The sequence below is a fragment of the Paenibacillus praedii genome (genome assembly GCF_049725345.1).
Lineage (GTDB): Bacteria > Bacillota > Bacilli > Paenibacillales > Paenibacillaceae > Pristimantibacillus.
The window spans coordinates 26,589-40,021 of record NZ_JBMWAM010000010.1; the positions used below are offsets into that span (position 1 = coordinate 26,589).

12 protein-coding genes and 1 pseudogene are annotated in these 13,433 nt (G+C 50.7%); 1 reads left to right on the forward strand and 12 read right to left on the reverse strand.

Going from position 1 to position 13,433, the window contains the following annotated elements:
* Nucleotides 1-43 precede the first annotated feature (43 nt).
* The 8 genes from atzF to biuH are packed head-to-tail and all read right to left on the reverse strand — an operon-like array spanning nt 44 to nt 8,319.
* Entirely contained in the window at nt 44-1,789 is a 1,746-nt protein-coding gene (atzF, locus tag ACO9K6_RS11280) for an allophanate hydrolase (RefSeq protein ID WP_424767669.1), read from the reverse strand.
* Nucleotides 1,790-1,814: 25 nt separating this feature from the next.
* Nucleotides 1,815-3,425, reverse strand: coding sequence for a PucR family transcriptional regulator (locus ACO9K6_RS11285; protein WP_424767670.1), 1,611 nt, complete (start codon nt 3,423-3,425; stop codon nt 1,815-1,817).
* A 16-nt stretch (nt 3,426-3,441) separates the two neighbouring features.
* Nucleotides 3,442-3,873, reverse strand: a complete 432-nt coding sequence (locus tag ACO9K6_RS11290; RefSeq protein WP_424767671.1) for a cupin domain-containing protein — start codon at nt 3,871-3,873, stop codon at nt 3,442-3,444.
* Nucleotides 3,874-3,918: 45 nt separating this feature from the next.
* Nucleotides 3,919-4,974 (reverse strand): cyanuric acid amidohydrolase, encoded by a 1,056-nt coding sequence (gene atzD, locus ACO9K6_RS11295; protein ID WP_424767672.1) that lies wholly within the window; start codon nt 4,972-4,974, stop codon nt 3,919-3,921.
* An 11-nt stretch (nt 4,975-4,985) separates the two neighbouring features.
* Nucleotides 4,986-5,738 carry an ABC transporter permease gene (locus tag ACO9K6_RS11300; protein ID WP_424767673.1) on the reverse strand — a complete coding sequence of 251 codons (753 nt, stop codon included), beginning with the start codon at nt 5,736-5,738 and terminating at the stop codon, nt 4,986-4,988.
* Nucleotides 5,735-6,565 carry an ABC transporter ATP-binding protein gene (locus ACO9K6_RS11305; RefSeq protein WP_424767674.1) on the reverse strand — a complete coding sequence of 277 codons (831 nt, stop codon included), beginning with the start codon at nt 6,563-6,565 and terminating at the stop codon, nt 5,735-5,737. The genes ACO9K6_RS11300 and ACO9K6_RS11305 overlap by 4 nt, the downstream gene beginning before the upstream one ends.
* Nucleotides 6,566-6,576: 11 nt before the next feature.
* Nucleotides 6,577-7,590 carry an ABC transporter substrate-binding protein gene (locus tag ACO9K6_RS11310; protein WP_424767675.1) on the reverse strand — a complete coding sequence of 338 codons (1,014 nt, stop codon included), beginning with the start codon at nt 7,588-7,590 and terminating at the stop codon, nt 6,577-6,579.
* Between the two features lie 45 nt (nt 7,591-7,635).
* Nucleotides 7,636-8,319, reverse strand: a complete 684-nt coding sequence (gene biuH, locus ACO9K6_RS11315; RefSeq protein WP_424767676.1) for a biuret amidohydrolase — start codon at nt 8,317-8,319, stop codon at nt 7,636-7,638.
* 443 nt (nt 8,320-8,762) lie between these two features.
* Here biuH and ACO9K6_RS11320 point away from each other — a divergent pair.
* Nucleotides 8,763-9,368: pseudogene (locus ACO9K6_RS11320) on the forward strand (hypothetical protein); the annotation flags it as partial.
* A 3-nt stretch (nt 9,369-9,371) separates the two neighbouring features.
* Here ACO9K6_RS11320 and ACO9K6_RS11325 read toward each other — a convergent pair.
* The 4 genes from ACO9K6_RS11325 to ACO9K6_RS11340 all read right to left on the reverse strand — a co-directional run bounded on the left by ACO9K6_RS11325 (nt 9,372) and on the right by ACO9K6_RS11340 (nt 13,313).
* Nucleotides 9,372-10,268 carry a DMT family transporter gene (locus ACO9K6_RS11325; RefSeq protein WP_424767677.1) on the reverse strand — a complete coding sequence of 299 codons (897 nt, stop codon included), beginning with the start codon at nt 10,266-10,268 and terminating at the stop codon, nt 9,372-9,374.
* Between the two features lie 73 nt (nt 10,269-10,341).
* On the reverse strand, nt 10,342-11,601 hold the full coding sequence (locus ACO9K6_RS11330; protein WP_424767678.1) for an MFS transporter: 1,260 nt from the start codon (nt 11,599-11,601) through the stop codon (nt 10,342-10,344).
* A 151-nt stretch (nt 11,602-11,752) separates the two neighbouring features.
* Entirely contained in the window at nt 11,753-12,811 is a 1,059-nt protein-coding gene (rlmN, locus tag ACO9K6_RS11335; protein ID WP_424767679.1) for a dual-specificity RNA methyltransferase RlmN, read from the reverse strand.
* Between the two features lie 145 nt (nt 12,812-12,956).
* Nucleotides 12,957-13,313, reverse strand: coding sequence for an ROK family protein (locus ACO9K6_RS11340; RefSeq protein WP_424767680.1), 357 nt, complete (start codon nt 13,311-13,313; stop codon nt 12,957-12,959).
* Between the last annotated feature and the right edge of the window lie 120 nt (nt 13,314-13,433).

The window sequence follows — 13,433 nt, forward strand, 5'->3', positions numbered from 1 at the left end:
GTTAGATTGCCCGCTTTTGCTAAGCCATATTAAATTTTAACGGTTAGAGGTTCCGCCAACCGCCGGAGGCCGTAATATCCTCGGCACCTAAGGCCGCGTAGCCTTCACAGATAAAGCCGGATATTTCGGTACCATCACCAAGCTCCACCTTGCCAATGCCAAGGGGCGCAGGTATTAAAGCTGCGAACGAGCCGAACTTGCCGATCGGCATTTCCCACACCTCCAGCTGTATGGATTGCCCGCCTTGCTTCTGCTTGATAAGTCCCGGCTTTGCCGGCTGCGTAGGCAATTTAATCATTTGGTATTTCGCCGCCGTCACGTCTTCGCGGATAAAGAGTGCGCCATGCTCGTTCATTTGCTTCTCCAGAGGATACCCGCGCATATGCAGCCCACAGACAGCAACCGGAATCATCTCCGCTTTCGTTTGGTCTACTCCTTTAGAATTGTCCAGAAATAATTCAGCCGCTCCGCAAATGAGATCTTCGTTTTCTGCGAGCGCAAACAGCGTGATGCCAAACGGCGTGTCTTCAGCGGCGTTGCCGGCTGGAATAGCCACCGCGCTTAAATCGAGCAGATTGCAATGGTTCGTATAACGTCCCATATCGCTATTGGCTGTGATCGGATGCTCACGAACCTGCTCCCGCGTCCATGTGCCGCCGCATGTTGGCATGATCATGACGGCATCCTTGAGCAGCTGCTTCGTTTTTCTTCTAAACTCTTGCAGCTGATGTATGGCTTTGAACACAGACGATGCATCATGCTTACCCGAATCGCCAGAGCGTAAAATTTGTTCCGTTACCGGATGAATCGCCCCTGGATTGGCGCTCACAAAACCGCCTAAACCAGCCCACCGCTCGGCTACCCATGGACCGTCGTAAAGGATGGATGCAGCAGCCGAGAACAATTCGTAGTCCACATATTCGACAGACAAGCTTAAATGCTCAACTCGCTTTAATGCCATTTCCCACGCTCGGCTATATTCTTCAGCGTACGGCCCATAGAAGCCCAGCGGCTGGTTTGGCAGAAGCACTTTCCTTGGCAGCTTGGGCTGCGGCTGCGCCATACTTTTAGACCAAGGATCGGTATGGTCGATCCCGCGCGCAGAAGCATCGACGGCAAGAGCATCGTTCAGCTCATGAGCAAATACAGTGACGCAGTCCAGGCTCGCACAGGCTGGAACAACCCCCTTCGTCGGCCACGCTCCTAGGCTTGGCTTGTAGCCCACGAGGTTATTCAAAGCCGCCGGCACCCGACCCGACCCCGCTGTATCGGTTCCGAGAGCAAATGCTGCGTGGCCTCGCGCAACGGCAACCGCGGAGCCCGAGCTGGAGCCTCCGCTGATCAGTTCAGGGCGCAAAGCGTTATGCGTTTCGCCATAAGGGCTCCTCGTTCCGACAAGGCCTGTCGCGAATTGATCCAGATTGGTTTTGCCCAGCGGAATGGCTCCTGCAGCAATCAACCGCTCGACTACCGTGGCATGCGCTGTCGGAATATAGCCGAAATCAGGGTTGGCCGCTGTCGTAGGGACCCCGGCCAAATCAATGTTATCCTTAATGGCGAACGGAATTCCCCAAAGCGGCAAGCTCGAAGGATCCATACTATACAGTCGATCCAGATAAGGTTTAATCAATGTCATCGATGGCGGAGTAATCCAAATATTCATATCTGCGTCTGCTTGTGCACGATTAATTATGGCAAGGACAACAGCCTCAACAGAAATGGTTTTGCTTCTATACATTTCCCTCAGCACAGGTATGGTGAGCTTATCGGGAACGTTCATTGTATTCATGACGGCAACTTCCTTTCGCAAGTCGTTAGATCGGCCTCATCTCAAATAGTTTTATAGCCAATTGAAGCTGCAGCATGTCGTCTCCGCTTTCCAAGCTGATGTCCAAAATCGTGCACGCCCGCTCCACGCGATATGCGATCGTGTTGTAATGGGTGAACAGCTCCGCGGATGTTTTCTTCACATTCTTGTTATGCTTGAAATACACCTTCATTGTTTCAAACAGCAGCGAGTTATTTTTGCGATCGTATTCCTGAAGCGGTGTAATATATTGATTTCGGTATTCTTTCACTTCCTTGGTATCTGGAAGCTGATAAAGCAGTTGAAAGACGCCAAGCTTCCTATAATCGACAATCGGCTCGCGGTAGTCGCAAATGGTGCTAATGTAATGGATTTTCTTCGCATCGCTGTAGCTATCGTTCACCTTATCCGGACAGTCGACAAGGCTGCCCATGCACAAGGAATAAGGATGAGAGGCAAACAGCGCTTTAAGGTCCGCGCACGCTTTATCCAAAGCGGACTGCAGCTGAACCTGCGCCGGCATGGAAAGAAGCAGCACAAGCTCCCCTTCCACAATGGTTGCCTGAAGGCCTCCGCCGGAAAACGATTTGGTGCGAAGCCGTTTCACCGCCTGCTGAAGCTGCTTGATCGCTGGCTTGCTATCCAGCCAGCGAATAAGCCCGACATTCAGCTGCTGGTTATCCTCCAGCGGGGTGCCGCATGCCTCCGCTCTTATTCTCAAATCCTCCATCGTGACGATACGGCCCGAAATCCAATCCTGCAGAAACTGATCGACATATTTCAATTCGACTTCCCTGCGCGCGTTGGCGTTGATCATTTCCAGACCTACAAGAACTCCTACGCGATCGATCGTAAGCTGGTCAACGACGGAATGCTCCTGATTCCACTCCAGCAGAATAAGAAGACATTTGGTATATTGCTTGTCATTAACCGCCGAAATATAGACGCGAATGCGGCGGTCGCCAAGCGTAATAAAACTAACTCCCAGGTTTGTATCGTCCCTTAGCTGTGACCAGAGAGCACCATTATGAATCTGATCCAGCGGCTCAGCCTGCGGGGATAGAAACAGATGGTCCGAGTCATCCAGCAAAATGATTGGGTTATTCAGCATACCGTCCAGCGTTTGCAGAAATTCCTCGATCCCTTTGCCGTAGAGCAGCTGCTGGGAGAGCTTCTGGAACCTGCTCTGCAGCAGCGACAGCTCTCTCGCCTCTTGCACAAGCACCCGCTCCATAATATCCCGGACAACATCGGAAAATACGGTTGCGGACGGCAGCTCAAAGATTGGAAAATCCAGCTGATCCGCCAGCTCCAGCGCCCGCTTCGGGATACTGTTAATGAATCGCTTCGTTTTGATTCCGAGCGCGGCTACACCCTTCTCTACCAGCTGCGGGATCATATCTGAGATGAGCTCCGGCTGATCACGAAACGGAAACCCGCTCGTGATCAGAAACTCTCCCGGCCGCACCCAATCGATGACGTCCGGCACCTCCATCACGTTGACCCGGTTAATGGTACGCTGCATACCATTTTTCCCTGCGAGCACTACCGCTTCCTTGAAATCAGGAATGAGCAGAATATCCCCGCACGTAAAACCTGTTGTCTTGGAATTTATCATCGCGGCATGTGAGGATTTATTTCTTTGCGGAATAAATATCTTCCACAAGCGTCGTATGAAAGAAGGAATTCAGCGGTATCTCTTGCTCAGCCGGCAAGAATACGCTTATTTGCTCCGTTGGGACTTCATCGTCATTGGCAACGGAGTGGATCACGCCGGATGGGACATGGAACGTATCGCCCGCTTTGTAGCTTTTCCACTCGCCGTTGCACAGCAGCTTTACTTTGCCGACTGTAATATGAATAATTTCGGCCACATCGTGATAATGCGGCAGCACCTGTCCGCCGACATCGATTTTTTCCCATAGAATCGAGCTTACCCGAATGCCCATCGTATCTGCCTGCTCGGCCGATACGATCTCGCGGTGATAGAGATTGATATGATTAGGCATTAGCGCCCACGGCATTGTTTCGCTTGTTAATACCTTCGTTTCGTTAGCTGTGATCATTTGGCTATTCCTCCATAGTGAGCAGTAGATTTTATGTTGTTCGAGTTAAGGTTTACGACGGAATATGACAGCTACAGGACCGCCGCCGGCGGGTCCCTGATGCTCAGCGCCGCCCGACACATAGATCATCGGGTCGCCGCATACCGAGGCTAGAACGCCTCCGACGACGGCGCGGGCATGGCGGGTGTGATTGATATCCGAATCATCCAGCATCGTATGTCTGCGATCCCGAACATAGCCGGTCGGGTCCGCTTCTGCTTTGGCTAGAACTTGCACGATTTCATCTTCATGCCGATCATTCAGCAGCTGCTTTAGCGCCGCCGCGTCAATGGCATCCTTCATAACGTTATGCTCGACATAATACGGTCCTTCCGCATAAGCGGAGTTTCCGAATACGATAACCTCACAGTAGGTAAGCTCGCTGCCCGCGGACGTTGAAGCCACACTGCTGAACAGGTCCCAGGAATGGCAAATGTCTGAGTCCTGCAGCTTGGCCCGGTCAACCTCACCGAGCGCAACCGCAGCACCGAGAGCGGCTGCTCCTCTGGAATAACCCATCGATTTGTAGGTGTCCTCCGTCACGACGCTCGCGCCTCGTTTCTGGGCATCCTGCACCTGCTCGGCGGTCAGTAGCGGACATTTAATTTGCACGAAATGCACATCAGAAGCAGACGCGATTCCCGCTTCCTTAATCGCGCTGCGGACGGCCTCCGCCACCTGATCCACCTGCGTCAAACGGCCAAGCTCCTCCGGCAGGAAAGCAGCTGTTCTCGCTACGCCAATCGCCAGTGATTTCTCCGCCTGCTTCGGCGTTTCATCGTCGATGGCCCCGTCTCGGCTTACGACCGTAAGATGAGGGCTTAATATCCCCTCAGTACCGCCGGACATCACATAGGAGATGGATGAAGCGGCTTCCCCTTTATATTTTGCAAAGAAGCTTTGCAGCGCAAGAACAGCATATCCCCGGGTAAAATCATTGACACAGCCGTTGCCTTCGGTCTTTCCCATCACAGCAACGACATCTTTAGGATGAATGATGGCTTGCTGCACGGCCCTCTCGAGCGCAGCGACATCATTCGGAGAACGAGTTGGCAGTTTCATAACCGAGCATCTCATAGGTCATCCGTCCTTTGCCAGAATACGAGCTTCTTCTCCACCAAGCCGATCGACCAGAACAAGAGCAAGCCGCAAGCGGCTGAAGCGATAATGGCCGAGAACATGAGCGGCGTATCCATATGATACGAAGACACCAATACGACATAGCCTAGTCCCTTGTTCGAGCCGACGAATTCACCGACGATGGCGCCGACGATGGCGAGGGAGGTTGATATTTTCAAAGCAGAAAACACATAGGGAAGACTGGTCGGCAGCCGAAGCTTCCAAAAAATCTCCCACTTCGTTCCCTTATAGGTCGAGAACAATTCCCAAGCTTCATGCTCGATTGCCTTCAAGCCTTTCACGCTGTTGACTAGAATCGGAAAAAAACAGATAAGCATCGAAGCGACCACCTTGGACTCGTAGCCCGTCCCCATCCATACGACGAGCAAAGGGGCCAACGCGACGAGAGGCGTCGTTTTGAGCGCAATCGCAAGCGGGAACACGCCTTTCTCGATTGGCTTGGAATGAACGAATATAACAGCGGTCAGCAAACCTAAAATATTGGCTAATATAAATCCGACCAACGCCTCCATCAGCGTAACCAGCGTATGCGACCATAGCGACGCATCGATCGCCGCAACGACTGCTGTGGGAGCAGGCAGCAAGTAAATCGGGATATTGAATATTTTGACGGCCAGCTCCCAAAGAATAAGAAAGGCTAAGGCAAATACGACGGGATACAGGTTGTCTTTCAGTTTAGTCATCATAGATGCTTGACCCGCTTTCTTAACTCTTTGACTGTCTGGTGGAAAGCCGGAAGCTCCTCCATGCCAACCTCTCTCGGACTCGGCAGCGGAACAGGAATGATGTCCACAACTCCCGCCGGCCGCGGTGACATCATGACCACACGGTCAGACATGATTACCGATTCTTGAATGGAGTGAGTGACCATCACGATGGTGCTCAGGCTTGTTTCAGCGCTTTCCCACAAACGAAGCAGCTCGAAGTTCAGCTTCTCCCTCGTAAGCTCATCCAGCGCCCCAAAGGGCTCATCCATCAGCAGCACGGTCGGATCGGCAGCAAGGGCTCGCGCAATGGCGATCCTCTGCTGCATGCCTCCGCTTAATTGATGCGGAAAATGATTGATAAAATCCTGCAGGCCTACCAGCCTTAATGCGCCTTCCGCCTTCTCACGGGCTTCCTTCTTGGAGAACCTCTTCTTCGCGCCCAGGCTAAGCGGCAGCTCGATGTTCTGGATCGCAGTCAGCCAAGGCATGAGTACGGGCTTCTGAAACACCATGCCGATCGAAGGCTCATCTGCAGAGAAGGTAACTTCTCCACCCTCGCTTGGCTGAAGGAGATCGAGCATCAGCCGCAGAAGCGTCGATTTGCCGCAGCCGCTTGGGCCTAGAATGGAGACAAACTCATTCTTGTAAATATCGAGCGACACATTATCCAACACATTCACGTCGCCAAAGGATAGAGAGCAATTTCTCAATGTAACTGCGATTTCGCGCTTGGTAGAATCGGATGCTGGCTTCTCATGCTGTCGCGCTGCTGTATCTTTCCCCATGTCACTGACCGTTGTTAGCATAGGATCACTCCCTATTCGATGAACTCATTCGTAAATACTTGTTCAAGATTTTGTTCCGACTTCAAGAATCCCAGGTCGATCAGACTCTTCTGCAAATCCTCCCAAGCCGCCATGTCCATTTTGCCAAGCGGCGTTTTCTCAGGGTCCAGCAGCGGAATACTCGCATTCATCATGTTCGTCTCGTGATCAAGCTTCAAGCTTTCGCTATATTTCAGACCGAACTCGGCTGCTTCCGCCGGATTTTCCAGCGCGTAGCTCCAGCCCTTCATCGATGCCTGCACGAAGCTCTTGACCATTTCCGGATCCCTCTTGATGACATCCTCCGTTGTGAAGAGCGTATCGGCATAAAAATTAATATCGTAATCGTTCGGCTTAATGATGTTCACTTCATGTCCCAGCGCTTCCGCGGCGAGCACCTCGTTAATAACATAGCCAGGCCATGCTTTCACTTGTCCGCTGAGCAGCGGGCTTAAGTCGTATTTGACAGGCATTTCTTCGATTGCCGCAGCGTCGATGCCCGCATTTTGCACCATGGCGCGGAAGGTTAACTCTTCATTGCCGCCGAGCTTAATGCCGACCTTCTCACCGACAAGATCCTCCATCGTCGAAATGCCGGATTCCTTCAAACTAAATAATACAAATGGAGTCTTTCTATAAATGGTGGAAATCGCTTGGACAGGCACGCCTTTCTCGCGTCCGAGCAATATTTGATCGGCGCCTGTTACCCCGAATTGCTCGCTTCCCGATGCCACCATTTGGACGGAAGGGAAATCCGCGCCGCCGGGACGAATCTCGACATCCAGTCCAGCTTCCTTGTAAAAGCCCTTCTCAACCGCCGTATAAAAGCCCGCGAATTGAGCCTGATGAATCCATTTCAATCGCAACACTACTTTTTTCAGCTCCGGCTCTTCCGTGGACGAGCCTGAGCCCGAGTCCGCTTGATTAGAATTAGAACCGCAAGCTGTAAGAATAATCATGATCGCAGACAACATAATCAATAAAGATTTTTTAGATGATTTCAACATATGGTTTCCTCCAAATAAGTCTATTTGTCTATTTATATTGAATAATTAGTACTGCTCAAGCGCTTTAAGCACTTGCGCGGAGCTGCTGACGCTTCCGAAGACACCGCCCTGCATTGTCACCATATTTAATGCGGCCTCATGGTTTCCTTGGTCAGTTGCACCCGTGCAATCGTCGAGAATGAGGCACTCATAACCTCTGTCGTTCGCCTCTCGCATCGTCGTATGGACACAAACGTCGGTTGTAATGCCCGTTAAGATCAAATGCGTGATGCCTTTATTTTTGAGAATGAGATCCAAATCAGTGGCATAAAAGCTTCCCTTGCCCGGCTTATCAATGATCGGTTCGCCTTCGATTGGAGCCAGCTCCTCGATGATTTGCCAGCCCGGCTCTCCCCGGACCAATATTCTGCCCGCAGGTCCAAGCGAGCCGATTTCTGCACCAATTTGCTTGCTGCGCCATCGCTTGTTGGCCGGCAGATCCGAGAGATCCGGCTTATGTCCTTCCCGCGTGTGAATAACTGTAAAGCCCTCGATTTGCCGAACGCGGCTCAAGAGGCTCTTGATTGGCCCGATCGGTTTAGCCGTCAATGATAAATCATAGCCCATCTGCTCGACATAGCCGCCTTTCCCGCAAAAATCGATTTGCATATCGATAATGACAAGCGCCGTCTTGAGAGGATTCACACTCCCATCGAATGGCCAGTGATAAGGCTTAGCTGAAATTTGCATGCCGTTCATTCCCCTTTCAAAAGGTTGCTATCACAATTTGAATAACAATCATTCTTTGTATGTGTTAACTAACCTAACAAATGCTTTGTTTTCTTCTACTGTGTCATATTATATTACATATAAATTGTTCTGTCTTTGTATTTTTTACAATATAATATGCACTTCGTTTGTGATTTTACACAAATGAACGACAAAATGTTAGTATATATAACATATAAACTGCGTTATCAGCCTATTCATAATCGTTTGCACCAATTGCGCCCAATAACAATACGATGAAGAATAAACCATGACAGCAGCCTAAAAAGGTGTGAAGGTTATGACTGGAAATATCAAAAATTTTTATGCATGCGGCAATACCGCCTACGGCTTTGCCAGCCTGTTAGATTCTTCCTTAGAAGGACTTGAGCGTCTGTTTGTTTTGCTAGGGGGGCTCGGAACGCTTTGCGGAAACGCTTCGCATCCACGATGATTGGGAAGCTTTCTATATTTCTAGCATGGATTATGCTGCAGCTGATGCGCTGACAAACGATTACTCGAATATTCTTTATGGTGATCAAAGACGGGAGAGGAAAAACCGCGCAGACCATCGTTTTCTAGGGGCAGCCACGCCGAAGGGCGCAGTCGATTTCGTGCCGAACCTGACAGAGGGCTTAAAGAGGTATTTGATCAAAGGCCGGCCTGGCTCAGGTAAATTAACCATGCTCAAGAAGATTACCGCAGCCGGAATAGAACGTGGCTTCGACATTGAAATCTACCATTGCGGCTTTGATCCGAACAGCTTGGATATGGTCATCTGCAGAGAGCTTCATTTCGCGATATTTGACAGCACGGCGCCGCATGAATATTTTCCAGAGCGGGACACTGACGAATTGATTGATATGTATGAAAGCTGTATAAAGCCAGGCACAGACGAAGCCCATGCGAATGAGATTCGCGCAATCAAGGAGCGCTACTCCTCACAAATGAATGCGGCGATTCAGTACCTTGCCCAGGCGAAATTGCTGGAGGATGAGCTTAAGCAGCTATGCGCTGCGTCCGGCTTCTCAACCTCAGGGATCATTTCCTTCAATCTTCGCTTTTCTCCTTCTGCCGGCTATGAAAACGCCCGCTAGAATAACGAGCAGTCCTACAATCAGGCTCCAGCTCAATTTCTCATTTAAAAGCGTATAGCCCCAGATGATGGCGGTACAGGGAACCAAATAGGTGACCATCGTCGCGAACTCAGCGCTCCCATTTTGGACTATATAGTAAAAGAGGATGTAGGCAATGCCTGAACCCAACGCCCCTAATCCGAAAATCATCAGCAGCGTATGCGCAGACAAAAAATGTGAGAACGAGATCGTCTCGACGGTAAATGCCATGCTGCCGCTTGCAAGCATACAACTAAGCAAGGTTCCGAATGTAATTTGGTACATGGAGAAGCCGTCAAGAAGACGTTTGGACAGCTGCGACCCGATTCCGTAGCAAAAAGAGGCTCCTATCATACAGACCAGCCCGATCATATCAACCGCTATGAAGGAGCCCGGCTTTATCCCTACCAGAATAAGAAGGCCCACCGAAGCAATGGCGATGCCCACCCACTGCATCCTCCCGGATTTGTGTCCAAAAAACAGCATCCCGACAATAATGGACCAGATTGGGGTGGTGGCATTCAAAATGGAGGCCATACTGCTAGTCAACCGGGTCTCGCTAAAACCGATCAGCGCCCACGGTATAGCTGTATTAATGATGGCCATCGTGACCATGGCAGCCCAAGGAATCTTCCGAAGGCCAAACGGCTTCTTTAGCGCGAGCATAAGGATGACAACAACGACCAGACCGGCCCCTGACCGGAGAAATGCGATCGTCCAAGGACCAAAATCTTGAAGAAGCACTTTAATGAAATAGAATGAACCGCCCCAAATGAGGCTTAATAACAGAAGTGCTGCATAAACGAAACGTGGCAAGCGTGCCCCTTCTTTCTTTGGTGTGTTCAATAGGCAATACTGTTAACGCAATTCGCGGCAGGGGGAGAAGAAATCACTCACTCACAGCAGCATCAGGATCTGTCCCCTTCGTTTCTTTGCCTAAAAACAGCAAAGTAAGCGCGCCGATCACAATGGCTACAAAAAATATCATAAATATTGTGGTTATGGCCGTCTCCCGCGCCACCAGCATGCCAACAAGATATGGACCGATCACGCCGCCAATGCGTCCGAAGGAAGCGGCGAGCCCTACGCCAGTCGAACGGACCTCCGTTGGATATAATTCCGGCGTATAAGCATACATGCCCCCCCACGCTCCGAGGTTAAAGAAGGAGAGGCAAACCCCGGCCGCTATCAGCATGCCATCCGTCTCGGCACCCGCAAACCATACCGCGCTGACAGCCGTCAGCAGCAAATAACTAACCAGCACAAACTTGCGCCCGAGCTTTTCAATTAAGTAAGCGGCGGTAAAATAACCTGGCAGCTGCGCCAGCGTCATGAGCAGAACATACTGGAAGCTCTTCACGAGGTCGAAGCCCTTCAGCATCATGACCGTCGGAAGCCAAAGGAACATGCCATAATACGAAAATACAACCGTGAACCACAAAATCCAAAGCGTGATCGTAGATCTGCGATATTTCGTGGACCAAACAGACGTTACCCTTTCCCTGAATGAAAACTTCCGGCTTTGCACCCGCTCGATAAAACGCGGCGAATCCTGAATGGCCCGCCTAAGGTACAGCGCATAAAATGCAGGCAGCGCGCCGATCACAAACGCCATCCTCCAGCCGTAATGGGGAATAACGAGGTAAGCGATTAACGCTGCCAAGATCCAGCCTCCTGCCCAGAAGCTTTCGAGCAGCACAACCGCACGCCCCCGATCCTTTGCGGGGACCGATTCCGAGACAAGGGTTGAAGCGACCGGAAGCTCGCCGCCAAGACCGAAGCCGGAAATAAAGCGCAGCACGCACAGTACCGCAAAGCTGGTAACCAAAGCGGAAAGCCCGCTGGCGACCGAGAAAATTAGCAGCGTCCAGAGCAGCAACGCCCGGCGGCCATACCGATCGGCGAGCGTGCCGGCTACCGCGGCCCCAACGGCCATGCCGACTGAATTAATGGCTGTCAGCAATCCGATCTGCTGCGCGCCCAAGCTCCATTCCACGGCCAGCGCAGCAGCAATGAACGAAATAATGCCTACGTCCATGGCGTCGAACAGCCAGCTAAGGCCGGCGCTGAACAGCAATTTCCGTTGTTTGGGCTCGCGCAGTAAAGCTGTTTTAGGCATATTCCATTCTCCTCTCTCCTCTATCTGCATGGAAACATCCTCCTTCCTTAGGTTGTCTCATGGCGCGATAATCATTCCCGAATGCATTTAAAACTTCATTATAAAAAAAGTGCACCCCTTAACATTCATCGGAATCACCATGGCGGTTATCCAATGTCTATTCTAAGGGGTGCACTTATCCTTAAGCGCCTTTGATTTGCTTGCTTCTTAACTGTCCGCAGGCGGCATCAATATCTGTTCCATGCTCCAACCGAACGCTGCAGCTAACGCCTTGCTTCTTAAGGGTGTCATAGAAGTCGCGAATCGCTTCCTGTGAGCTCCTCTGGTATTGACTGTGCTCATCTACAGGATTGTACGGAATGAGGTTCACGTTGACCAGCTGTCTCCTGTCCCCAACAAGCTTCGCAAGCTCAAGTGCGTGCTCCTTGCGGTCGTTCACATCCCTCAGCAAAATATACTCAAGCGTAATTCGGCGATTGGATTTATTCAAATAATAATCGATCGACTCCATGAGCTTCTCGATTGGAATGGCGCGGTTAATTTTCATAATCCGCGTACGCAGCTCATTATTCGGCGCATGCAAGGAAACCGCCAGATTTACATTAAGATCGCTATCCGCAAATTCAACAATTTTACCCGCCAGCCCGCTGGTCGATACGGTAATGTGCCTAGCGCCGATCGCAAGCCCCTTGTGATCCTTAATGACATTGATAAAATCCGTCATGTTTTGGAAATTATCGAACGGCTCGCCGATTCCCATCACGACCACATGACTGACTCTTTCATCCTTCGCCGCTTGATCCAAATGCAGTTGAACCTTCATAATTTGCTCGACGATCTCGCCGCCTGACAAATCACGGCTTTTCGCCAGCAAACCGCTCGCGCAGAAGCTGCATCCGATATTACAGCCCACCTGTGTCGTGACGCATACCGACAAACCAAATTTGTGGCGCATCAAGACCGTTTCAATCAGATTGTCATCCTGCAGCTTGAACAAGAACTTAATCGTTCCGTCTGCAGACTCCTGCTTAAGATGCTCGTTCATCGTCTGCATGACAAAATGGTCCGCCAGGAGCTGAATACATGCTGTATTCACATCCGTCATTTCCGAGAAATCCGTTACCCGCTTCCGATAAAGGTAGTCCCACACCTGCGCTGCCCGGGATTTCTTATGCCCACGCTCCAGCAGCCACGCGCTCAGCTGCTCTAACGTCAATCCATAAATGGATGCCTTATTCATTCGTTACCCTCTTTTCAAAACTTCAAATTCTATTTGACTCCTATCCTAAGCCGGAGCTAACATTCATCCTCTTATTGTCCCAAATTTTTTTCAATTAAACAAGGAGGCAAAGCCATCCGCGCACAAAAAAAGCTGAGACGCCTGTTCAAGGGCTCTCAGCTGCTCCAGCCGATTTACATTTTGTTTCGTTTCCATTCCAAAACGGTATCCGAGTCAGAGTCAGTACTGTCAATTTGTTGATACGAAGGTCCCGTGTGGCCAGCGGCAGTGATCGTTGATACACTCCTTGCCTTAATGAGGCTAAGAAAATATCCCCGAATTCGGAAAAGCTGCCGCCTATCGAAATCAATGACGGGTTATAAAAGTTTACTAACGATGCAATCACTCGGCCAATCGCCGCCCCGCTCTCGCGAACAAGCTCCACCGATACCGATTCCGGCTGTTGAATTGCGGCTCTGATATCTTTGAGCGTAAGGTCGTTCTTCGCTTTCAGGGCTTCCAATAAAAAAGAACTGTGTCGCGATTGAGCCAGCTCCTTCGCCTTGGAGGTATGATGCAGCTGCTTCGCGGTGTAGATATGTGGCTGACCAACACCAACCCGGTAACCATTATGAACGGCACC